Annotated in this window: 23 protein-coding genes; 3 read left to right on the plus strand and 20 right to left on the minus strand. The window is 59.0% G+C overall.

Going from position 1 to position 21,328, the window contains the following annotated elements; translation table 11 throughout:
• Positions 1–68: 68 nt before the first annotated feature.
• Positions 69–761: a hypothetical protein gene (locus tag SOM40_RS13465; protein WP_320530133.1), complete on the minus strand. Its 693-nt coding sequence runs from the start codon at positions 759–761 to the stop codon at positions 69–71.
• Between the two features lie 692 nt (positions 762–1,453).
• Between SOM40_RS13465 and SOM40_RS13470 the strand changes: the two genes are divergently transcribed.
• Positions 1,454–1,909 carry a hypothetical protein gene (locus tag SOM40_RS13470; RefSeq protein WP_320530134.1) on the plus strand — a complete coding sequence of 152 codons (456 nt, stop codon included), beginning with the start codon at positions 1,454–1,456 and terminating at the stop codon, positions 1,907–1,909.
• A gap of 223 nt (positions 1,910–2,132) precedes the next feature.
• Here SOM40_RS13470 and SOM40_RS13475 read toward each other — a convergent pair whose 3' ends face one another.
• The 18 genes from SOM40_RS13475 to SOM40_RS13560 all read right to left on the minus strand — a co-directional run bounded on the left by SOM40_RS13475 (position 2,133) and on the right by SOM40_RS13560 (position 17,308).
• Complete coding sequence (locus SOM40_RS13475; RefSeq protein WP_320530135.1) at positions 2,133–2,828, minus strand: hypothetical protein; 696 nt, start codon at positions 2,826–2,828, stop codon at positions 2,133–2,135.
• A gap of 554 nt (positions 2,829–3,382) precedes the next feature.
• Positions 3,383–4,309: a catechol 1,2-dioxygenase gene (gene catA / locus SOM40_RS13480; RefSeq protein WP_320530136.1), complete on the minus strand. Its 927-nt coding sequence runs from the start codon at positions 4,307–4,309 to the stop codon at positions 3,383–3,385.
• A 36-nt stretch (positions 4,310–4,345) separates the two neighbouring features.
• The gene (catC, locus tag SOM40_RS13485) at positions 4,346–4,636 is read right to left on the minus strand and encodes a muconolactone Delta-isomerase (RefSeq protein ID WP_312079335.1); all 291 of its coding nucleotides are present in this window, start codon (positions 4,634–4,636) and stop codon (positions 4,346–4,348) included.
• A gap of 15 nt (positions 4,637–4,651) precedes the next feature.
• A complete protein-coding gene (locus tag SOM40_RS13490) occupies positions 4,652–5,764 on the minus strand; it encodes a muconate/chloromuconate family cycloisomerase (RefSeq protein ID WP_262673550.1) in 1,113 nt (370 codons plus the stop codon).
• The gene (gene pcaD / locus SOM40_RS13495; RefSeq protein WP_320530137.1) at positions 5,761–6,528 is read right to left on the minus strand and encodes a 3-oxoadipate enol-lactonase; all 768 of its coding nucleotides are present in this window, start codon (positions 6,526–6,528) and stop codon (positions 5,761–5,763) included. The genes SOM40_RS13490 and pcaD overlap by 4 nt, the downstream gene beginning before the upstream one ends.
• Positions 6,529–7,191: a 3-oxoacid CoA-transferase subunit B gene (locus SOM40_RS13500; protein ID WP_320530138.1), complete on the minus strand. Its 663-nt coding sequence runs from the start codon at positions 7,189–7,191 to the stop codon at positions 6,529–6,531.
• 9 nt (positions 7,192–7,200) lie between these two features.
• Positions 7,201–7,887, minus strand: coding sequence for a 3-oxoacid CoA-transferase subunit A (locus SOM40_RS13505; RefSeq protein ID WP_320530139.1), 687 nt, complete (start codon positions 7,885–7,887; stop codon positions 7,201–7,203).
• The gene (locus SOM40_RS13510) at positions 7,884–9,209 is read right to left on the minus strand and encodes an MFS transporter (RefSeq protein ID WP_242685323.1); all 1,326 of its coding nucleotides are present in this window, start codon (positions 9,207–9,209) and stop codon (positions 7,884–7,886) included. Before SOM40_RS13510 ends, SOM40_RS13505 begins: the two co-directional genes overlap by 4 nt.
• Before the next feature lie 24 nt (positions 9,210–9,233).
• A complete protein-coding gene (locus SOM40_RS13515; protein WP_312187595.1) occupies positions 9,234–9,728 on the minus strand; it encodes a flavin reductase in 495 nt (164 codons plus the stop codon).
• A 9-nt stretch (positions 9,729–9,737) separates the two neighbouring features.
• Entirely contained in the window at positions 9,738–10,670 is a 933-nt protein-coding gene (locus SOM40_RS13520; RefSeq protein WP_320530140.1) for a PDR/VanB family oxidoreductase, read from the minus strand.
• Positions 10,671–10,679: 9 nt separating this feature from the next.
• Entirely contained in the window at positions 10,680–11,420 is a 741-nt protein-coding gene (locus tag SOM40_RS13525; RefSeq protein ID WP_320530141.1) for an SDR family NAD(P)-dependent oxidoreductase, read from the minus strand.
• A 10-nt stretch (positions 11,421–11,430) separates the two neighbouring features.
• On the minus strand, positions 11,431–11,910 hold the full coding sequence (locus SOM40_RS13530; protein WP_312079404.1) for an aromatic-ring-hydroxylating dioxygenase subunit beta: 480 nt from the start codon (positions 11,908–11,910) through the stop codon (positions 11,431–11,433).
• The gene (locus tag SOM40_RS13535) at positions 11,910–13,220 is read right to left on the minus strand and encodes an aromatic ring-hydroxylating oxygenase subunit alpha (protein WP_320530142.1); all 1,311 of its coding nucleotides are present in this window, start codon (positions 13,218–13,220) and stop codon (positions 11,910–11,912) included. The genes SOM40_RS13530 and SOM40_RS13535 overlap by 1 nt, the downstream gene beginning before the upstream one ends.
• Positions 13,221–13,248: 28 nt before the next feature.
• Positions 13,249–13,761 (minus strand): nuclear transport factor 2 family protein, encoded by a 513-nt coding sequence (locus SOM40_RS13540; RefSeq protein WP_261643945.1) that lies wholly within the window; start codon positions 13,759–13,761, stop codon positions 13,249–13,251.
• A gap of 11 nt (positions 13,762–13,772) precedes the next feature.
• A complete protein-coding gene (locus SOM40_RS13545; protein ID WP_225758565.1) occupies positions 13,773–14,129 on the minus strand; it encodes an IacB protein in 357 nt (118 codons plus the stop codon).
• Between the two features lie 21 nt (positions 14,130–14,150).
• The gene (locus SOM40_RS13550) at positions 14,151–15,278 is read right to left on the minus strand and encodes an acyl-CoA dehydrogenase family protein (protein ID WP_320530143.1); all 1,128 of its coding nucleotides are present in this window, start codon (positions 15,276–15,278) and stop codon (positions 14,151–14,153) included.
• A gap of 106 nt (positions 15,279–15,384) precedes the next feature.
• On the minus strand, positions 15,385–16,509 hold the full coding sequence (locus SOM40_RS13555) for an amidase (RefSeq protein ID WP_320530144.1): 1,125 nt from the start codon (positions 16,507–16,509) through the stop codon (positions 15,385–15,387).
• Between the two features lie 334 nt (positions 16,510–16,843).
• Positions 16,844–17,308: a MarR family winged helix-turn-helix transcriptional regulator gene (locus tag SOM40_RS13560; RefSeq protein WP_166182752.1), complete on the minus strand. Its 465-nt coding sequence runs from the start codon at positions 17,306–17,308 to the stop codon at positions 16,844–16,846.
• 278 nt (positions 17,309–17,586) lie between these two features.
• Here SOM40_RS13560 and hpaX point away from each other — a divergent pair, with 278 nt between their 5' ends.
• A complete protein-coding gene (gene hpaX / locus SOM40_RS13565) occupies positions 17,587–18,969 on the plus strand; it encodes a 4-hydroxyphenylacetate permease (protein WP_320530145.1) in 1,383 nt (460 codons plus the stop codon).
• A gap of 84 nt (positions 18,970–19,053) precedes the next feature.
• On the opposite strand, the gene SOM40_RS13570 is transcribed toward hpaX, so the two are convergent.
• Entirely contained in the window at positions 19,054–20,250 is a 1,197-nt protein-coding gene (locus tag SOM40_RS13570) for an MFS transporter (RefSeq protein ID WP_320530146.1), read from the minus strand.
• Between the two features lie 115 nt (positions 20,251–20,365).
• Between SOM40_RS13570 and SOM40_RS13575 the strand changes: the two genes are divergently transcribed.
• On the plus strand, positions 20,366–21,322 hold the full coding sequence (locus tag SOM40_RS13575; RefSeq protein ID WP_320530147.1) for an AraC family transcriptional regulator: 957 nt from the start codon (positions 20,366–20,368) through the stop codon (positions 21,320–21,322).
• The last annotated feature ends 6 nt before the right edge of the window (positions 21,323–21,328 follow it).

A 21,328-nucleotide genomic window follows, 5' to 3' on the forward strand; every position in this document is an offset into this window, starting at 1 on the left:
TGGACCATATAGTGATGATAAAAATCGCATTTGCCACAGAATGAATTTTTTAAGCGATTTAAGCATAGTTACCTGATCATCCTGCTAATGATGCTTGCTATGTTAGAATCCGATGACCATTGCGCATTGAATGCGCCCGCACGTTCGAAAACAGGCTCAAGCAAGAAATACATCATTTCTAACTCCTGAACATACAGCGCTGCGTAATAGGACGGATGCTGGACATGTAGCCTGTTAGCACTGTCGGCCGCCTTTTGTACTATCCCATATGCGACAACAAGAGTAGCGATTGTACCTACTGCACGGCCTGTAAGAGCGCTGAGTTGTACGCTTAGATTTAATCCCATGCGGACGGTAGTTGCCACTGCTAATGCAAACCCTGCTCCTGTAAGAGAACTGGCGGCAATATGAATGTTTACGGCCATAAGCTCCTTTTTAATGCGCTCTAATTGGTCATGAGTTTTGTATTTAAATATTTCTTCAAAGTAGATTCTAAGCATGTCATACACGACATCGCCATGCTGGATTACGCGAGCCACTGCGTGTCTGAACCGTTTGTCTTCCAGTTTTTGTTGCCGGCATACATCGTTATATTCATCAGTAAAGCAGGATGAATAATACAGCAGGCGAGTAGCGCCCATACCTAACGTTTCGATTTGATTCTCGACTTGTTTCCCAACGGCTGAAACAGCACGATCAAGTTTTAATGCGAGTATTTTATTAGCCTGCAAATAACCAATGACTTCACTGTTACCGTACATAGCTACTCCTTGCCAGTTTGCGTTAAGTACGAAGGAATTTTAAGCTGCTCATTGTTCCACGTAAATGAAAATCTTTAAATAAAGAGAGGCCTGCACCGCAAATCATTTAAATTAATTATATTAGCGGGAAAAGTATAAATTCAGTCTGATGTAAGAAAGTCATTACTATTACCGCTCTTAATAGCTGCGTTGAATAACGCAATGCCATTGCTAGTCCATATTTTACGCCAGTATATGGGCTGGTAATTTCGGGTTTATGTTATCTGGCATACTGCCGTAAGGCACGGAAGAGTGTACCGCGTATCGACTATTCTCGCTGGTACTGATTTGAGGTTCAGGATGTATTGGCTTTGAGAATGAAATGCACACCAGCATCCATCTTCTGGAAGGCTCCTCGCAAAGTCCAAAGTAACCCTATGTAATTCATAGTTAGTTCTTTTTTTCAGGTGATCGGCGCCGTAGAGTGACGGTATTGCGGCACATCCGCAATCGGGCGTAGGAACCCGTTAGCACAAGCGACATTTATTATGTCGCAGCAGCGTATATCCCGTTAAAATCACGGTGGCGCTGGCGGAGCAGCCGTAAGGCTGGCCGTTTTCATTGTGCACGGCATTCCTACCTCCGTCAGCGCTACCACCTCGAGCGTAGGAACTCACGGGTGGTCAATCAAAACTGCACAATGAGGATGCCCTATGGCTACTATCCCTGGTTTTTCTTACATCCAATCTAACGAAAGCGTTATTCAACAACTTATCGCCCTTCCCTTTCCGACTGATGCGGATCTCTTTGAGACCGCCGAACACTGCGCTGCACTGGTGAGCGTGCTGGTTGAGACTGATGACGCAGCTATATTCACTGCGCTTTGCGAACGTCTGCATCATGGCCTGCGCCAGCTGCGGGAACTCTGCAATGCCGAGCTGCCGCCGTATCTGGTCGCGCAGCTGATTGTGGGGGAAAAAGTTACCTCCTGCGTACCGGAGTGCTGGCAGGAAACGGCGTTACAGGTGGACTATGCGCTGGCGTTAACTCAGGCGCTGCTGGCTGGTACTCTGCCACCTGGTGTGGCGAAGGAGTTGACGGGGTTGCTGCATGATATGGTGTGGCTGTTGGCTGAGTTTGTGAAGGAGCCTTATATTACGGCGCATTAAGTGCTGCTGAAAGTCAATGAAACGCTTTCTGAAAGTAAGTAACCCGGCCATAAAGACCGGGTTTTTGGTACTTATATGCCAACTTTAAATATTGCTGTCAAAGCTGTTCATCACAATCTGTGATATGAAGAGCAGGGCCGCTCATTAATATCCGGAATATTTATACCGCTATTGGTTTTTTCATTATAGATCTATACGAGTTAAAGCGGAGCAGCTGATTTTTCTATTTTTTGGAATTCACAACTACTGGTTGCTCACTAAATACGGCCCTATTTAAAGTAAACCTGTAGCACTCATTGTTATTTTTACGCAGATACATCACCCGCCATTGTTTTGCTCCGCAGTCAGATATAAATGACGCATCTGACAAAATAGCAACCCTTGCGACATAATCTGAAGATAGGGCAGCAAGGAAAAAGGGAATTGCTGCAACGACAACCAGATACTGGAGCAGTGCAACAATTTTGACAAATATTGACTGCTCATAATTAACTTTTATCCACTCGGGAAGAAAGCCAACAACGTTACCACTAATCATGCCTGCCGCACTAGATATACCTGTGAAAAACACCAAGAAAAAATACAGAACACAAATAGAAACAGGAATGGCAACAATGCCAGGAGAATATTTTAAATATTCCTCATTAACATCATAAATCACACTAAGCATTTTGAGTGTCAATACATATGAAACAAACCAAGTGACCACATTATAAAACTTAATAGCAAATACACTGCTTATTATTTTTACCAGCAGATGTCTTTCAGGGTATAGCTTGTAAAAGCTGTACATGAACAAAATTGAAAATGCGATAAAAACATATTCGAACCTCATAAAAAGCAGCCCAGCCGCAACTACGCCAATAAGCAGTAAAAAATCCTTTATTTTTCCTCTCATGCCATCGTCCTTGTAATTCATTAGTAAAATTCCAGTAAGGCTTTATTAACAATACACATTTAACTTTAAAAATATGATATCAATTGTTTATCTTTCCATTTTTATGGTTGTACTTCAAGTTATTAAGTGGTTAAAAATAAGTTCTGTGGGGTGGCACATTTAATTTAGCCACTAATTCAAATGTGTAAATATTTTTGCGCACACCAGACCAATCGAGATTCTGAAGCGGTAACCTGGAGCGAAAAGCGTAAAAACAATGTATTTCAGCAGGTCAGCCCTTCACCTCAGCCACCCTTATAGATCTCTACAAGCATTCATTAATGTATTCCTGTAGGCGTCGTTTGGCTTCCAGATATACATTAGGTTAGCCAGCAGATAAGCAAAGAAGCTTGAGAGCTTCGCCCTTGTGTACTCATGTGAATTTGCGTCATGTTGTTTAACAAGGCGTAAGTTTGCAATATCTGTTGCTGCCAATTAACAGTTATTCGAACGAAGCTTTTCTGTACGCACCAATGTCCTACCCCTCAAAAAACCGGGGCCGCTACGCGGCCCCGGCTCTTTCAACGCATCAGAACTCACTCCTTAACCCGTGCCCGCTTCCCTCTCTGCTCTTCCCCGCCTTCATTCGCCTCAACCAGCGTAAAGCTAAAGTTCACCTCCGTATGCTCCCCGTCAAGGTCCCGCTGTTTAGCTACGGCACTGTCCGTAATCTTCACCGGATCCGCAATCAGTTCCGCCCTCGTCGCAAACGCAAAGTCATCCCACAGGTACTCATCCCCGTTCAGGTTGATCTGGGTGGTCAGGTGCTTATACCCCGGTGCCGACACAAAGAAGTGCACGTGCGCCGGACGATTACCATGACGCCCCAACGCGGTCAGCAGCTTCTGAGTCGGGCCATCCGGTGGGCAGCCGTAGCCGCACGGCACGATGCTGCGCACCGCGTAGCGGCCATCATCACCAGTACGGACGCGGCGGCGCAGGTTGTATTCGCTCTGGGACTGGTCGAAGAAGGAATAGCCGCCGAGGGTGTTAGCGTGCCAGATATCGACAATCGCGCCGGCCACCGGCTTACCTTGCAGATCCGTTACCTGGCCCTGCAGCCACATGGTTTCAGCCTGCTCTTTTCCGTCGTCCATGCGGGCAAAGCCTTCGCTCAACGGCGCGTTGGCCACGTACAGCGGCCCTTCGATGGTGCGCGGGGTGCCCACGTCGTTACCGGATGCGGCTTCTTTCTCATCGGCACGCATATCCAGATAGTGCTCCAGCCCCAGCCCGGCGGCCAGCAGCGCCGCTTCCTGGCGGCCGCCTAGCTCGTTGAGGTAGTTCACCGCCACCCAGAACTCTTCGTCGGTCACGTCGAACTGCTTGATGGTCTTGCATAGATCGCTCAGCAGCTGGTGCATGATGTTTTTCAGACGGTCGTTGCCGCCGGTGGCGTTTAAGCCGCTGCTGATCGCCAGTAAGGATTCCAGTTCGGTTTGATGTACAGGATTCACGGTCATTGCTTCTTCCTCATTGTAGGGTACGGATTGTTGTTGTTATTTCTGTTCGTGATGAATCGAGGACGGATGCAGGCACAGGGGCTGCACGCTGATTTCCATCCACGGGTAGAGCGGCAGCGCGGTCAGGATGTCGTGCAGCTCCTGGTTATCCGCCACGTCAAAAATGCTGACGTTGGCGTACTGTCCGACCACGCGCCAGATGTGCGGCCACTTGCCTTCGCGCTGTAAACGCTGGGACCAGGCTTTCTCTTTCGCTTTGATCGCCTCAACCTCTGCCGACGGCAGCGAGGACGGGATGTTGACCGTCATTTCCACTTTAAAAAGCATCGCGTTTTCCTTTTATTAACGTGCGTAATGACGCAGCTTGTCTTCGTCGATGTCGACGCCCAGTCCTGGCCCCGGCGGTAACGTCACCTCGCCCTGGCTGAAGTCCAGCGGACGGACCACGATGTCATCCTTCAGCAGCAGCGGGCCGAACATCTCGGTGCCCCACTGCATTTTCACCGTCGACCAGGCGTGCAGCGAGGCCACGGTGCCGAGCGTCCCTTCCAGCATGGTGCCGCCATACAGCGCCACGCCCGCCGCCTGCGCCACGTGCGCCAGCTTCAGGGCCTGCGCCGGGCCACCCGCTTTGGCGATCTTCAGGGCGTACACGCCGGTAAAACCGCCGCTCGCCAGGGCGTAGCCGTCATGGCTGGTGGCCACCGCTTCGTCGGCCAGAATCGGCACCGCAAAACGCTGGCTGAGGGTGATAAGCCCTTGCCGATCCCACAGCGGGATCGGCTGTTCCACCAGGTCAATCCCGCCCTCCTGCAGCCGGGTCATCCCTTTGATGGCGGTGGTCAGATCCCAGGCCTGGTTGACGTCCACGCGGATGCTGACCTCACCCCCGAGCGCGGCTTTGATCGCCAGGGCGTGACGAACGTCCACATCCAGCCCGCGGGCACCGATTTTCAGTTTGAAGGTGTTATGTCGCCCTTCCGCCAGCAGGCGTTTGCCCTCTTCGATGTCTTTTTGCGTGTCGCCGCTCGCCAGGGTCCACAGCACCGGCAGGCGCGTGGTAAGCGCCCCGCCCAGCAGCGAGCTGACCGGCAGGCCCAGCGCTTTGCCCTGGGCATCGAGAAACGCGGTTTCGAGGGCGGATTTAGCGAAGGTGTTGCCCTTCACGCTGGCGTTCATCTTCTCTGCCAGGTCGGCCACGCCGTGGAACGACTGGCCGCACAGCAGCGGAGCCAGATAGGTCTCAATGGCGGATTTGATCGCCTCCGGGCTTTCGGCGCCATAGCTGAGGCCGCCGATGGTAGTGGCTTCGCCCCATCCGGTGATGCCGTTCGCGCATTCCATGCGGACGATGGTCAGCGTCTGGCAACCCATGGTAGCCATCGACAGCTTGTGCGGGCGAATAGTCGGGATATCCACCAGCCAGCAGGCCAGGGATTCAATGGTGATACTCATGTCGCAACTCCTGCGGTTAAAAAGGTGATCACGTGCTGGTTAAACCCGGATGGGCAGGCGACGTTCGACAGGTGTGAGGCGGGTAAGGCGACGCATTCGGTCTGCTTCGCCTGGGCGGCGAGCCACTCCGCGTCCTGCAGGGTGGTGACCGGATCTTCTTCCCCGGCAATCACCCGCATCGGGCGCAGCATGGCGGCCACCTCAGCGCGCAGATCCGCCGCGGCCAGCGCTTCGCAGCAGGCGGCATAGCCTTCGGTCGGGGTGTCGGCGAGATCGTCGATCAGCAGCTGGACCATGCCAGGGTTCTGCTTGCGAAAGGCCGGGGTAAACCAGCGATCCGCCGCGGTGCTGGCCACCGGGGCCATCCCCTGCTGGCGCACGGTAGCGGCGCGCTGCAACCAGCCTCTGGCCTCGCCGATCTTCGCCGCGGTGTTGGCCACTACGAGGCGCGGAAAGCGCGACGGGGCGTGACGGTTGAGCCACATCCCGGTCATCCCGCCGAGGGAGATACCGCAGAAGAAGGCGCGCTCAATATCCAGATGATCCAGCAGAGCGATCACGTCCTGCCCCAGCGAATCGAGAGTGATACCCCCTTCCGAAACCGGAGAGTGGCCGTGCCCGCGGGTGTTGTAGCGCAGCACGCGGAAGTGTTGAGTGAAGTCAGCCATCTGCGGCTGCCACATCTGCCAGGTGGTGCCAAGCGAGTTCGAGAGCACCAGCACCGGGGCCTCTTCCGGGCCATCGAGGCGATATTCGAGATCCATTCACGCCTCCTCGGTTTCGGCGTTGAGGGCAAAGGTCAGCGCCACCGGGGTGACGGACTGGAGATATTCCTCGGTCACGTCGCCAAACAGTTCGCGCACCACGATGCCCTGCGCAGTGATATCCATCACCGCCATGTCGGTGTAGATCCGGTCGATGCAGGCCATCCCGGTCAGGGGATAGGTGCAGGTTTTAACGATCTTGCACTCGCCCTGACGGGTCAGATGTTCGGTCATCACATACACGCGCTTTGCGCCAATCGCCAGGTCCATCGCCCCGCCCACCGCCGGAATGGAAGAGGGTTCGCCGGTGCTCCAGTTCGCGAGATCGCCGCGCTCGGAGACCTGATAGGCCCCCAGCACGCAGATATCGAGGTGGCCGCCGCGCATCATGGTGAAGGAGTCGCCGTGGTGGAAATAGCAGCCGCCCTCGAGCAGCGTCACCGGCTGCTTGCCGGCGTTAATCAGTTCCGGATCTTCACAGCCGGGCGCAGGCGCAGGCCCCATACCGAGAATGCCGTTTTCGCTGTGGAGGAAGATCTCGCGATCCGCCGGAAGGTAGTTGGCAATCCGGGTCGGCAGGCCGATGCCGAGGTTGACATAGGCCCCTTCCGGGATATCCCGGGCGATGCGTTCGGCCAGCTGTTGATGGGTCAGTTTATTCACGGGATCTCCTTATGCCGTCTGCGACAGGCGAACGGGCGCAACCGTCACCACGCGTTGAACGAAAATCCCCGGCGTCACCACCGCTTCCGGATCGAGTTCGCCGAGGGCGACGATTTCGCTCACCTGGGCTATGGTGCAGCTGGCGGCGGCGGCCATGATCGGCCCGAAGTTGCGCCCGGTTTTGTCATACACCAGGTTGCCCCAGCGGTCGGCCTTCAGGGCTTTGATCAGGGCGAAATCGGCTTTCAGCGGATACTCCAGGACGTAATATTTGCCGTCGATGTGGCGGGTCTCTTTGCCCGCCGCCAGCTCGGTGCCAAACCCGGTGGGGGTGAAGATCGCCCCCAGCCCGCTGCCGCCCGCCTGGATGCGTGCCGCGAGGTTGCCCTGCGGGACCAGCTCCAGCTCGACTTCGCCGCGGCGGTAGAGGTCGTCAAACACCCAGGAGTCGGTCTGGCGCGGGAAGGAGCAGATCACTTTTTTCACGCAACCGGCTTTCAGCAGCGCCGCCAGGCCATAGTCGCCGTTCCCGGCGTTGTTGCTGATCAGGGTCAGATCCCGCGGCTGACGGCGGATCAGGGCATCCAGCAGCTCGGCGGGCTGTCCGGCCGCGCCAAATCCGCCCACCATCACCACCGCGCCGTCGAAAATGTCCGCCACGGCACTATCGGTAGCGGCAATCTGTTTATCAATCATTTGCTTACCTCGTTATTTTTCGTTGTCGACGGCAGGCTGCGCAGGGCAATCCACGCCAGCAATGCATAAGCCATCAGCAGCAGGGAGACCGGCCAGGAGGCGTCGAAGTACATCAGCAGCGCCACCGCCAGCATCGGTCCCAGGCCGCCGGAGAAGATCGAGCCCACTTCATGCCCCAGCGCCAGGCCGGAGTAGCGCACGCGCACCGGGAACAGGTCGCTCATGATGCAGGGCTGAGTGCCGATCATCGCCCCGTGGCAGAACGGCAGACCCAGCAGCATCGCCAGCATGATCCAGCCGTAGTCCCCGGTGGAGAGCAGCCAGAAAAACGGGAAGGCCATCACCAGCAGGCCGATGACGCCGATGTAGTAGACCGGCTTCAGGCCGATGCGGTCCGAGAGCGCGCCCCAGAACAGGATCGAGAAGAACTCCACCAGCATCGCCAGCGTCACGGCGCTGATGATCTCCCCGGTGCCGATGCCGATGTGTCTGGCGTAGACCACCGAGAAGGTGAAGAAGATATAGGAGGCCCCGTTCTCCGGCAGGCGCAGGGCGATAGCCTGCAGCAGCGCTTTCGGGTGTTCGCGGATCAGCACCATCAGCGGGATCTTCTCGTGCTTCGCCTCCGGTTTTGCCTGAGTGAAGGCCTTGCTCTCGCGGATGTTTTTGCGGATATAGACCCCGACCAGGAAGATCAGGATGCTGAGCAGGAAGGGCACGCGCCAGCCCCAGCTCATCAGCTCCTCTTCCGGCAGCTTCTGCACCAGATAAAAGGCGAAGGCCGAGAGGACAAACCCGCCGGAGACCCCCATCTGGCTCCAGGCGGTAAAGTAGCCGCGGCGGGATGCAGGCGCGTTTTCGCTCAGCATCAGCACCCCACCGCCCCACTCCCCACCGGAGGCCACCCCCTGTAAAAAGCGCAGGGTGATGAGGGAGATCGGCGCCCAGATGCCAATCTGCGCATAAGTCGGCAGCAGGCCGATAATAAAGGTGGTGGCCCCCATCAGGGTCAGGGTCATGATCAGGGTCATCTTGCGGCTGTAGCGATCCCCGATGTGGCCGAAGACGATCCCGCCCAGCGGACGGGCGAGGAAGCCCACCGCAAAGCCCGAGAAGGCCAGCAGCGTGCCCTGCATCGGGTCGCCGCCCACCGGGAAGAACAGCGGGCCGAAGACCAGCGCCGCGGCGGTGCCATACAGGAAGAAGTCATACCATTCCAGGGCATTGCCCAGCACCGAGGCGATCACCAGCTTGCGCAGCTGTCCGGCATCCTGCGTCACCGCAGCCGGAGCGGCGGTGGTTTGAGTCACGACATTGCTCATCCGCGTTACCTTTTATTGTGGGTGTTACGCTTCCAGGTCATGCCCGACGGCATGGTAGCGACGGTTGAAGTAGACCAGCCCGCGCGGCGCTTCGCTGATGCGGATCGCCTGCACCTGGCAGTAGAAGACGGTGTGGCTACCCACTTCATGACAGGTGTCGATCAGGCAGTCGAAGCTGGCGACAGCCGAGCTGAGCACCGGCGCACCGCTGGCCATCACCTGCCAGGAGTCATACTCAAAACGCTGCTCGGAGCGCAGGCTGGCGTTGGCAAACACCCCGGAGAGATGCTGGTGGTCGCTGGAGAGGACGTTGACGCACAGGGCCCCGTTCTGTTTGAAGTGCTCGTTGGCGAAGGAGTTGCGGTTCATGCAGACCAGCAGCGTCGGCGGCGAGTCCGTGACGCTGCACACGGCGGAGGCGGTGAAGCCAAACTTGCCCGCCGGGCCGTCGGTGGTGATCACAGAGACCGCACTCCCCAGCTGCGCCATGGCATTACGAAATTCGGTTTGCAGTGTCATAAGGTTTCCTCACAGATCGATGACTAAACGGGCGTTTTTCGCCCGGGAACAACACAACAAAATCTGGTCGCCGTCGGCTTTCTCTTCGTCGGTCAGGTAGCTGTCGCGATGGTCCGGCTCGCCTTCCAGCACGTCGGTCAGACAACTGCCGCAGATCCCCTGCTTGCAGGAGACGCACACCTTCAGCCCGGCAAGCGCCAGCGCCTCGACGATGCTCTGGTTCTCCAGCACCTGCACGGTGATGCCGCTGGAGGCGGCAAACACTTCAAAGGCCGCGCCGCCGGTTTCGACTTCGGCGCTGAAACACTCCTGATGTACCTGCTCCGGGCGGTAACCCAGGGCCGCGGCCTGTTCAGTAATGGCATCCATCAGGCGAACCGGACCGCAGGTGTAGACGTGGGTGTTGGCCGGAACGTCGCTCAGCACCGCCGCCAGGTTCAGGCGCTGGGTGTCGCTGAAGTGCAGCTGAACGCGGTCGGCGTAAGGCGCCTGCTCCAGCTGGGAAATAAAGGCCGCCCCGTCGCGCGAGCGGGCGCAGTAGTGCAGGCTGAAGGATCGCCCGGCAGCGTGAAGCTCGGCAGCCATCGCCAGCATCGGGGTGATGCCAATCCCGCCGCCAATCAGCAAGCTGTGACCGGCTGACGCATCCAGTGCAAACAGGTTGCGCGGGTCGCTGACCTGGATCCGATCCCCAACGTTGAGGGCATGGGCGGCCAGGGAGCCCCCCTGCGACTTTTGGTCTTTCAGAATGCCAAGCTGGTAGTGCTGGCGATTTTTAGGGTCGCCGCACAGGGAGTACGGTCGCACCAGGTCCTCTGCCAGATACAGATCGATATGCGCCCCGGCGCTGAAGGGTGGGAGGTCGATTCCGTCAGCATGCGCCAGCGTCAGCAGGACTACCTCGCCCCGCAACTCCCGCCCGATCACCTGTAATGTCAGCATGTTGACTCCTTAACGCATAAACAGGCCGCCGTTGATGTCCCAGGTCGCCCCGGTGACAAACGACGCCTGCTCGGATGCCAGCAGGGCCACGGCCTGGGCGACAAACTCAGCTTCCCCTAGCTGACCCACCGGGATCATCTGCAGCAGCCCGGGCATCTTCTTTTCCGGCACCAGGGCGTGAACCATCGGCAGATCCAGCGGGCCCGGGGCGATGGCGTTGACCGTCACGCCGGATTTGCTCAGCTCGCGGGCAAAGATTTTGGTCAGGGTTAAAATGCCGCCCTTCGAGGCCGCGTAGTGCGCTCCGGAGGCGGTGCCGCCGTTCTGCCCGGCCAGCGAGGCGAGGTTGATGATGCGACCGTAGCCGCGGGTGGCGAAGTAGCGCCCAAAGGTCTGGCAGCCGACAAAGGTGCCGCGGAGGTTGGTGGCGATCACCCGGTCGAACTCCTCGACGGCAATCTCCATTACCGGCGTGGCGAGAGTGAGCGCGGCGTTGTTGACCAGCACCTGCAGGCTGCCGAAGCGTTCAAGAGTGGCGTCGAGCGCCTTCGCGAAATCCTGCGGCTGGCAGATATCCAGCCCCAGCGCCAGCACCCGGCCCTGACCGTCATCGAGACGATCCGCGGCCTCCCGGGCGCGATCCTGAGCGACATCGGTCAGCACCACCTGATAACCCTGCTTCAGCAGATGAGCGGCAATCGCGTTGCCCAGACCGGCGGCCGCGCCGGTCACTAATACGGTTTGCGTCATGGACGGCTCCTCAGAGGATGTAGCCGATGCTGTGCAGCACATCGTCGCTGTTGACCAGGCGGATCACCTTCTGGGTAATCAGCAACCTGCCGTCCTGGGGCTTCAGGTGCCAGGTGATGTCCGCCGCGTAGTGACGACTGTGGCCTTTGCGGTGCTCCCACAGGGATTGCGCCCCGCGCACCACGATCAGATCCTCGCTGGATGCCAGCAGGCGGAAGCGCGACAGGGTGCGCAGCGTTCTGGCCCGCGGCGTGGTGGAGATCGACTCCCCGCTGTAGAGACGCTTCACCCGGCGCTCGCGCATGTGGTGATCGTCGCAGGCGTAGTTGAGGGTGTTTTTAAAATCCTTCTCGTTCGGGTCGATGGGCACCACGTACAGGCCGTCGTGCTGCCAGAGATCCAGCCAGGCGTTGAACTCGCCCTGGTCCAGCAGATCGCCTTCGAGGTTGATTACGGACATCGCCGCAAACAGCACAGAATCCGGGGTCATCATTTTTCGCTCTCCGTCATCAATTTTTTCCACTGCTGGTAGGCCGCACGCATCCCGGTTTCGGCGCTGACGTCGCTGCGCAGGCCATCATCGGTGCGATACTCCCCGGCCAGGCCGCGGTTGAGCATGATCCACAGGTCATCCCCCGCGGTGGCCCCGCGCTGAACGCGCTCCCAGGCTTCGGAGTCATCCGGGGTGCCAAAGCCCATCGGGCCCTGGAAGTGTTCGTGCAGACGCAAACGCGCCTGGTTAGCAATCTCCGGCCCACCGTCCATGGTGATCACCGCGTGGTGAATCTCAGTTTCCATCACCGAGATCGGCTGCAGGACGCGGAAGAAGGCCATCGAGCAGGCGATGTTCGGGAACAGGTTGAGGTTGAAGCCGGAGCCGCCCACCGCACGGACGATGCGGCGGACCTGCTCTTCGTCATGCTCTTTGCGCAGTTCGTCCGCCAGCTCGACAAAGCGTTCCGGGATCGGCGCATCAAGGTTGGCCTCCAGATCCACCAGCTCGGGGATCATCACCATCACGCTGTGGCCGTTGCCGAGAACTTCGACATAGCCGCTGCCGTCGACGAAGTTCAGCATCTCTTCGGTCTGCTTATCGACCGAGCTCAGGAAAGAGCGGTGCACCACCGGGAAGTGGTAGCCGTCGGTGGTGTTCTCCAGCTGGATTTTCCAGTTGCCGGGGAAGCGGAAGCGGTGTGCAGGCCCGGTCTTGATCGGGTAGCCCGCCCCCTGCTTCATAAACAGATCCATCCACTTCTTCGCCGCGCCGAGGAAATCTTCCAGGGGTTCGATCTGCTCGTTAAAGGTGGCGAAGACCATGCCGGCATACTGCTCGGTACGCAGCGACACCAGCCCCAGCTCGTTTTTCTCCAGCTGATCGGCATAGCTTTCCGGGTGCGGCACGCCGCGCAGGCTGCCGTCGAGGGCGTAACCCCAGCCGTGATACGGGCAGACGAAACTGTTGGTTTTGCCGGTGCGGTGTTCGCAGACGGTGGCCGCACGGTGGCGGCAGCGGTTCAGCAGGGTGTGAATGGTGCCTTTGCGGTCGCGGACCACGATCACCGGCTGGGTGCCGATCTCGGTGGTTTTGAAGCTGCCGGTCTCGGGGATCTCGCTGACGTGGGCCACCCAGACCCAGGTCCTGGTGAAAATACGGTCCAGCTCCAGCTGGAACAGCTCGTCTGAGGTGTAGAGCGAGGTGTGGACGCGGTCGGCTTTGACCAGCGCCGCAATCTCTTCCCGGCCTGGGACTGTCGCGTTGGTATCGATATTTTTGACATTGATGATGTGGTCACACTGCATAATTTCTCTCCTGCTCGTCGTCGGGGTTCTACTTGTTGTCAGGTACCGGGAGCGCATCCGCCGTCTGCCAGTGGCTTACCGGCCTGCTGAACAGGTTGCGGGTGGCGAAATGGTGGATGGTCATCTCCCCCGCCTCGCGACGGAAAATAATCTGCAGCTCAGCCGCGTTCAGGTGCGCGCCGCCCGCGGTAAAGGCGGAGGTTTGCAGCATCAGCCAGCGGCCGTGCAGCTCGCCGTCGGCATCCTGATAGAGCGCTTCGGAACAGAGAAAATGGGCGTTCAGGGCAAAGTGCGCCGGGTGGCGGACGTAGCCCGCCATCATCGCCTCAATTGCCGCACGTCCCTGATGTCTGCCCAGCCGGGTGGCGTAGGGCTCACCCACTCCTTCCCAGCAGGCGTCTGCGCTGAACAGCGCCCCGATGGCCTGCACCGTCTCCATGCTCTCCAGCCGATCGCACAGCCGCATGTAGTTGCTGATACAGACCCGGGCGGCCTGCTGATCTTCCAGCTGCTGTAAACGCAGCGCATCCTGTGGGCTCATGATCGGCTCCGTTACTGAATAATCAGTTCGCGCCCGACGCGGGCTTCGATCTTGCAGTACTTCCACAGCTTGCTCTCCCCGTCGCCCACCGGGGTGGTGCGGAACAGGTTGCAGGCGGCCACCACGCTGTCGAGGTTGTCGGCATCCGCCAGCACGTAGGTGGTCCACGGCGAGGCGGTGGACGGGCCGACCATCAGACGGTCGTCATCCATGTTGCCGATCACCCGGATGCCCTGGGTTTCGTCGATGCCTTTCATCATCACGCCGAACGCGCCCCACACCTGTTTGGCTTCTGCCGGGCTGGCATCAAAGAAGTTCTGGTTTACGCCGATGCAAAACAGCACGCGTAAGGTTGTTGTCTGGCTCATCTGTTGCTCCTTTGGTCAAAATTACAAATAACCCGGCAGAGGCTGGCCACCGAAATAGACCGTACCGGCGTTGAGATAAGAGAGGTCGCCCATAAAGGCGTGCTGGGTGATCACCATGGTGTCGCGCACGTAGCGTTGCAGCGGGCTTTTCATGGTGATGCCGCCCATGCCGTTCAGCGCCAGCGCCTGACGGGTGACCTCAGCAGCCACGCGGGTGACGTGGGTGGACGACAGTCGCAGGGCGTTGATCTGCTCACAGTCAGGCTCGTTCCCGGCGAGAATGTCCTGCCAGACATCATCGATGGCGTCGTAGAACCAGGCCCGGGCGGAGCGCAGATCCGCTTCGCAGCGGGCAATCTGCATCTGTGCCTGCGGTCGATCCGCCAGCCGCGGGGCGCCGGTCACCGACTGCTGACGATGGGCAATGGCATAGATCTCATTCAGGGCGGCGCGGGCCACGCCGAGGGCCACGACCGACAGCACCTGGGTGGCAAGGGAGAGCACCGGATAGCGATAGAGCGCCCCGTCGAGGTTCAGGGCGCCGCCGCGCACGAAGGTCCACTCCCGGGGCACGAAGGCATCGTTAACCACCAGATCGTGGCTGCCGGTTCCTGCCAGCCCGACGGTGTTCCACACCGGGTCGATCTGCACGCTGTCGCGCGGCAGGACCGCCATCCGTGGCAGGGTTTCACCACTTTCCGGCAGGATGCCGACGCCAAACACCGACGCGCCCATGCTGCCGCTGGCAAAACCCCAGCGCCCGGTGACGCGGTAGCCGCCGTCGGCCAGCACCGCTTTCTGCGGCGGGAAGATGCCCCCGGCGAAGACCACATCCGGGCCGTCGCGGTAGAGCGCTTTCAGGGTGTCCGGCGGCAGCGCGCCGAGATAAAACGGGCTCATGCCGAAGCTGGCGACCCAGCCCGCGGAGCCATCGGCGGTGGCGATCTGCTCGATCAGCTCGCAGAACTGCGCCGGGGAGCACTCCTCGCCGCCGTAGATTTTGGGGACCAGCGCGCGATAGACGCCGATCTGCTTAAACCGGGCGATGATGTCGTCAGAGATATGACGCTGTTGCTCAAAATCGGCGCTGCGGGCCGCAACGTCATTCAGCAGTGGAACGAGCTCCTCACGAACATGAACGGCTGACATAGCTTCCTCCCGAAAAGAGTGTGCGGCCCGCAGAGAGACGAGCGCTGCCGCAATGAGTGGTACTCACTGAGTTATTGTTGGAACGGTGTTCGGTAAAACGGGATGGTTAGCGGCGTCGTCGTTCAGCCAGCCATTCGGCGGCCTGCACCAGCAGGCCCTCCTGGCCTTTGGCGGCGATCAGCTGCAGGGCTACCGGACGGCCATGAAGGTCACCCATCGGCAGGGTCAGCGCCGGGTGGCCGCTGAGGTTGAACGGGCGCACCAGCCGGGTCAGGTTGACCACGCTCAGCGGATCTTTCGCCTCTTCCAGGGTCGGGGGCAGTTCCGGCAGGGTTGCCAGCGCCAGCAATGGAGTCGTCTTCAACTGAGCATCGACCCGGGCGGTAAACGTCTGGCGGATGTGCTCTGCGGTGTTCAGGGCATCGGCATCAACGCTTTCCCCGGCGCGAATGCGGGTTGCCACGTCGGCGGAGACGCGGTCATCGCTCAGTAACGGGCTAAAGGCCTGCCAGTTTTCGTGGCTGATGAGGGTCAGCCCGGCACGATGAGCATCGCCCAGCAGGGGGAGATCAACCTGCTGTGGGCGCAGGCCCCACTGCGCCAGACCATTCAGCAGCAGCGCGTCAATGTCGCGGGTGGCGGTCGGGATAAAGCCGATGGCAGGCAGGGTTGTCAGCGGTGCGCCGACCGGAATAGCCAGCCGGGTCAGCACCTGGCGCAGAACATCGGCATCGCGGGCGAAGATGCCCACGCAGTCCAGCGAGCTGTGAGCGGGCATCACCCCTACCCGGCTAAGCCGGCCGTAAGTCGGTTTTAAGCCGAGGATCCCGCAGCAGGCGGCGGGCATTCGCACCGAGCCGCCGGTGTCGGTGCCGAGGGCGAAATCCACCTCACCGGCGGCGACCACCGCAGCAGAGCCGCTGGAGGAGCCGCCGGGGATCAGGTCAGGAAATTCGGGGTTAACCGGCGTGCCGCTCCAGGGGTTAATCCCGGTGACGCCAAACGCAAGTTCATGCAGGGTCGTTTTTCCGCTCAGGACGCAGCCCTGTCCGAGCAGGGTTTTCACCACCTCCGCATGCTGCGGTGCCGCCGGGTTGGCAGCCAGCGCCGGGCAGCCGGCACGGGTCGGGTAGCCTGCGATGTCGAGGGTGTCTTTCACAGCGAAGCAGAGATCGCCTTCGCCGAGGGTAAACCGTTCTACGTAACCATTGCTCTCAGTAACGGGCTGCATCATTCACACCTCAACCAGAAAAAACGAATCATATTCGGCCGGGCAGTCTTCGCTGCGATTCGACCTACCTGAACTCAGGTCAATCATGGAAGATTTAGATGAATATTCAAGTAATTTTTCACGTTAATTTTACGAAAAAATAACATGGAAACATTTTTATAACACTTGCGGGAGGGAAGGTTATGACGATGATAAATAACAATAAACACTGCGCGGAAATGAAAAAAGAGCCGCACCAGGGCGTGGCGCGACTCTTTTTTAAGTGATTGTTTTAATGTGGATTACCAGGAATTTTTAAGGCTGTCACAAAACCGCAATTCTCTCTGCGGCGCCTTCAAAGCTCGTTCAGGTTATCGAGCACCTTCGACAGCGAGAGGTTCATTTTTTCCATCTGGGCGGCGGTCATGCCCTTAAAACCCTTCTCAAAAACCTTGCTGGCCAGGCGATGCGCTTCGGCCACTTTTTCACGTCCGGTCTCGGTGAGCATCACCTCGGTGACCCTGGCATCCTGCACGCTGCTGGCGGTAGTCACCAGGCCGTCATCACGCAGGCGACCGACAATTTTGGTGACGGTAGGCATTTTGGTCATCGCATATTCGGAGATCTGCGAGATGCTGGCTTTACCGTACTGTTCGGTAATCATCAGCACCCGAAAGCGGGAAACATCGAGCTGCACCTTTTTTAACGTGATTTCCATAACTTGCGTGTAGCGCGCATAGACATTAACGATCCAGTAGAACGGGAACTCTTCGCGATGAAAAGCGGCCCCGGTGTCTGACGATGTGTTGGTTTGACTCATGCAATGAGGTTCCGGCAGTGATGCAATGGCGGCAATTATACCCGCTATTGTCCGCCCGCTATAGCCTCTTCACGCCCGGCAATGCCTTCTGTTATTACCTGCGCGCCACGAAAGCCGATCGACATCGCAATATGATTCGAAAACGCTACGAGATTAACAATTGCGTATCATTTTTCAAACATAACATTGACGTTTATATGTGCGATTTCCTATACGTTAGCGCACGTGTTCAGGTTGCACGACACAACAATACCAATAACCGCAATGTGGAGCTTTTCATGAATGAGAGTCCATCGCTGGAACAGACACGCACTGACGTGCTGGCTCCACCTTCCCCTGCTGACGCCACGCTCGATCCGCGTCAACAGCGGGTGATTAAAAAGTTATTCCGCAGACTCATCACTTTTTTGTTCATTCTGTTCGTCTTTTCATATCTGGACCGTATCAACATCGGCTTTGCCGGGCTGACGATGGGCAAGGATCTGGGGCTAACCAGCACCATGTTTGGCCTGGCGACAACCCTGTTTTACGTGATGTACGTTATCTGCGGGATCCCCAGCAACGTGATGCTGAGTATCGTGGGTGCCCGGCGCTGGATCGCCATTCTGATGGTGGTCTGGGGGATTGCGTCCACCGCCACCATGTTCGCCACCGGCCCTGGTAGCCTGTATGTGCTGCGTATGCTGGTGGGGATCGCCGAAGCTGGCTTCCTGCCGGGCCTGCTGCTCTATTTAACCTTCTGGTTCCCGGCGCACTACCGCGCCCGCGCCAATGCCCTGTTTATGATTGCCATGCCGGTGACGATGGCGCTGGGCTCGGTGGCCTCGGGGTATATTCTCAACCTCGATGGGGTGATGAACCTGAAGGGCTGGCAGTGGCTGTTCCTGCTGGAAGGTTTCCCGTCGGTAATTCTGGGCTTTGTGGTCTGGTTCTGGCTGGACGACAGCCCGGATAAAGCCCGCTGGCTCACCAGCGATGACAAGGCCTGCCTGAAAGAGATGCTGGAGGCGGATCGCGTCAATGCGCTGAGCGCCCAGCAGCGGGAAAAAGCCGCGCTGGTGCCAACGCAACGCAGCATGTTCCGGGAGCTGTTCACCCCAACGATCATGCTTTATACCCTCGCCTACTTCTGCCTGACTAACACCCTGAGCGCCCTCAGCGTCTGGACGCCGCTGATCCTGCGCAGCATCAGCCAGGAGAGCAGTAACGTGACCATCGGGATCCTCAGCGCCATCCCGCAGGTCTGTACTATCGTGGCGATGGTCTGGTGGAGTAAGCATTCCGACAAGCACAACGAGCGTAAAGTCCACACCCTGCTGCCGTATCTGTTTGCCGCCGCAGGCTGGATCCTGACCGCCACCAACAGCGATCCGATGCTGCAGTTCACCGGGATTGTAATGGCTTCGTCGGGTGCCTTTGCCGCGATGGTGATCTTCTGGACGACGCCGGACCGCGCTATTTCACTCCGCGCCCGGGCGCTGGGGATCGCGGTGATCAACGCCACCGGGATGACCGGCGCCGCGCTGGGGCCGCTGCTGATGGGCTGGATGAAGGATGTCACCGGCAACTTCAACGCCGGGATCTTTATGGTGGCCGGGTTCCTGGTGCTGGGTGCGTTGGTGATTTCGTTGATTCCAATGAAGAAAGTAGCGCAACAATAGTGACACTGCCGGGTGGCGGCTACGCCTTACCCGGCCTACGGTTTTTGTAGGCCTGGCAAGCGCAGCGCCGCCGGGCATGCAAACTTACTCCGCTGCCACCGGTTTCACCCTTACCCCGGCAAACACCATTACCATCGCCGCCACCAGCAGCACGCCGCTGGCGGTAAATACGCCGCTCGCCCCGTTGAGATCGAATACCGCCCCGCCGCCTGCCGCACCGGCGCTGATCGCCAGCTGAATCGCGGCGACCATCAGGCCACCTGCGCTCTCGGCCTCGTCGGTAACGGTGGTTGCCAGCCAGGTTGACCAGCCCACCGGCACTAAGCCGAAGGCGAAGCCCCACAGGCTCACCAGCAGACCGTCCACCAGCGCCAGATGACCAAAGGCCACCATCAGCCAGGCCAGGATCCCCATCGCGAACGGCACCAGCGCCAGGGTCAGGCGCAGGTTGCGCGCCAGCAGATGTCCGGCAATGGAAGTACCGACAAAGTTCGCCACGCCAAAGCCGAGCAGGATCAGCGAAATCGTTTCAACGCTCGCCTGCCCTACCGTCTCGAGGAACGGTCGCAGGTAGGTAAAGAAGGCGAAATGGCCGCTGAAGATCAGGATGGTCGCCAGCAGGCCGCCCATCATCCCCGGACGACGCAGGACCCGCATCAAAGTGCTCAGGCTGGCGCTATTCTCCGGACGCATGGAGGGCAACACCCACAGCTGCCACAGCAGCGCCAGCAGGCTTGGCACCACGCAGAGGAGAAACACGTTGCGCCAGCCGATCAGACTTCCGAGATAGCTGCCCAGCGGCGCGGCTACCACGGTAGCGATCGACACCCCGGAGAAGATAATGGCCAGCGCTTTCGGCACGTCGCTGGCAGGCACCAGGCGCATCGCGGTGGCGGTGGACATCGCCCAGAAGCCGCCGATCGCCACACCCAGCAGCAAGCGTCCCATCAGCAGGACATGCAGCGAGGGCGCGAAGGCCACCATCAGGCTGGAGATAATCTGCAGTACCGAGAAGAACATCAGCACCCAGCGGCGGTCGATGCTTTTGGTGGCGGGAGTGATCAGCAGACCAGTGACCAGCGCCACCAGCGCGGTGGCGGTAACGGATTGCCCCGCCACCCCTTCGCTGACCCCCAGACTGGCCGCCATTGGCGTCAGCAGGCTGGCAGGCAGAAACTCGGCGATGATCAGGCCGAATACCCCCAGCCCCAACGACCAGACCGCGCGCCAGGCGGGTCTGGCCGGGGCACTGGCCTCGTTTGCGACGATGGATGAATGCATCTGTTACTCTCCGGTTATAAAAATGTGATGTATGTCGCAAAGCATAGGCAGTTCACCGTGGACGATCTATGACATATAATCTCCACTTATTGATTAATCGTCCGGGAATAGAGAAATGACCATCCAGTCGCCTGATTTGATCAGTGAATTGCTGCGCGGCATGCGCCTGTCAGGGGTGAAATACCGTCGGATTGAAGCCAGCACGCCCTTTGGCGTGGCCTTTGGTTATGCGCCGGGCAAAGCACAATTTCACTTTATCAGCCGCGGCCCGGCGGTTCTGCAGATGCACAGCGGGGCGCGGTTCGCGCTGAACAGCGGCGATGCGGTGTTTATCCCCAACGGTGATGCCCACGCCCTGCTCTCCGGGGATGACGCGACGGTGACGCCGGTGTCGGCCTTTCCCAGCGAGCCCATCTGCAACACGGTATGCGACATCCACTGCGAGCCCTGCCCGGACAGCGATAACGTAGTGATATTCAGCGGATGTATGGATTTCGATCTCGGTGGGATGCAGCCGCTGATCAAAGCGATGCCGGAAGTGATGATGGTCAGTCGCCTGATGACTACGTGGCCGGAGATCCATCCCCTGCTGGAAGCGATGGAGCGCGAGTCGATGGCGCGCCAGGTAGGCTTTGCCGGGATCCTCGCCCGGCTGGCGGACGTGGTGGCAGCGCTGATTGTCCGCGGCTGGGTCGAATCCGGATGCGGGAAAGCCACCGGTTGGATCCAGGTGCTGCGCGATCCGCGCCTCAGTCGGGCGATCTACGCCATGCACCAGCAGCCGGGGGTCAACTGGAGCGTGGCGGAACTGGCCAAAGAGGCGGGAACGTCGCGGTCGGTATTTGCCGAGCGGTTTCTCACCGCCACCGGCACTACCCCGGCGAAATACCTGACCGAGCTGCGGATGCGGCTGGCGATCCAGTATATCAGTCAGGAGAATCAGGCGATTGAAACCGTGGCATTGCGGCTGGGCTACGGGTCGCTGGCCGCCTTTAGCCGGGCGTTTAAGCGAATTGTCGGTCAGTCGCCAGGGGCGTTACGCGAAGCCAGTCAGATCCCACAGGAGATCTGACCGGGT

This window comes from Leclercia sp. CFBP8987 (genome assembly GCF_034044995.2).
GTDB classification, from domain to species: domain Bacteria; phylum Pseudomonadota; class Gammaproteobacteria; order Enterobacterales; family Enterobacteriaceae; genus Enterobacter; species Enterobacter tamurae.

Coding starts and splice junctions, on each gene's coding strand:
- catC (WP_312079335.1), bottom strand. CDS start 4,636: ATGCTTTTTAAAGTGGAAATGACGGTCAACATCCCGTCCTCGCTGCCG.
- SOM40_RS13475 (WP_320530135.1), bottom strand. CDS start 2,828: ATGAATTACAAGGACGATGGCATGAGAGGAAAAATAAAGGATTTTTTA.
- SOM40_RS13510 (WP_242685323.1), bottom strand. CDS start 9,209: ATGAGCAATGTCGTGACTCAAACCACCGCCGCTCCGGCTGCGGTGACG.
- SOM40_RS13465 (WP_320530133.1), bottom strand. CDS start 761: ATGTACGGTAACAGTGAAGTCATTGGTTATTTGCAGGCTAATAAAATA.
- SOM40_RS13515 (WP_312187595.1), bottom strand. CDS start 9,728: ATGACACTGCAAACCGAATTTCGTAATGCCATGGCGCAGCTGGGGAGT.
- SOM40_RS13535 (WP_320530142.1), bottom strand. CDS start 13,220: ATGCAGTGTGACCACATCATCAATGTCAAAAATATCGATACCAACGCG.
- hpaX (WP_320530145.1), top strand. CDS start 17,587: ATGAATGAGAGTCCATCGCTGGAACAGACACGCACTGACGTGCTGGCT.
- catA (WP_320530136.1), bottom strand. CDS start 4,309: ATGACCGTGAATCCTGTACATCAAACCGAACTGGAATCCTTACTGGCG.
- SOM40_RS13570 (WP_320530146.1), bottom strand. CDS start 20,250: ATGCATTCATCCATCGTCGCAAACGAGGCCAGTGCCCCGGCCAGACCC.
- SOM40_RS13575 (WP_320530147.1), top strand. CDS start 20,366: ATGACCATCCAGTCGCCTGATTTGATCAGTGAATTGCTGCGCGGCATG.
- pcaD (WP_320530137.1), bottom strand. CDS start 6,528: ATGGATCTCGAATATCGCCTCGATGGCCCGGAAGAGGCCCCGGTGCTG.
- SOM40_RS13530 (WP_312079404.1), bottom strand. CDS start 11,910: ATGACCCCGGATTCTGTGCTGTTTGCGGCGATGTCCGTAATCAACCTC.
- SOM40_RS13525 (WP_320530141.1), bottom strand. CDS start 11,420: ATGACGCAAACCGTATTAGTGACCGGCGCGGCCGCCGGTCTGGGCAAC.
- SOM40_RS13550 (WP_320530143.1), bottom strand. CDS start 15,278: ATGTCAGCCGTTCATGTTCGTGAGGAGCTCGTTCCACTGCTGAATGAC.
- SOM40_RS13555 (WP_320530144.1), bottom strand. CDS start 16,509: ATGCAGCCCGTTACTGAGAGCAATGGTTACGTAGAACGGTTTACCCTC.
- SOM40_RS13540 (WP_261643945.1), bottom strand. CDS start 13,761: ATGAGCCCACAGGATGCGCTGCGTTTACAGCAGCTGGAAGATCAGCAG.
- SOM40_RS13505 (WP_320530139.1), bottom strand. CDS start 7,887: ATGATTGATAAACAGATTGCCGCTACCGATAGTGCCGTGGCGGACATT.
- SOM40_RS13545 (WP_225758565.1), bottom strand. CDS start 14,129: ATGAGCCAGACAACAACCTTACGCGTGCTGTTTTGCATCGGCGTAAAC.
- SOM40_RS13490 (WP_262673550.1), bottom strand. CDS start 5,764: ATGAGTATCACCATTGAATCCCTGGCCTGCTGGCTGGTGGATATCCCG.
- SOM40_RS13560 (WP_166182752.1), bottom strand. CDS start 17,308: ATGAGTCAAACCAACACATCGTCAGACACCGGGGCCGCTTTTCATCGC.
- SOM40_RS13520 (WP_320530140.1), bottom strand. CDS start 10,670: ATGCTGACATTACAGGTGATCGGGCGGGAGTTGCGGGGCGAGGTAGTC.
- SOM40_RS13470 (WP_320530134.1), top strand. CDS start 1,454: ATGGCTACTATCCCTGGTTTTTCTTACATCCAATCTAACGAAAGCGTT.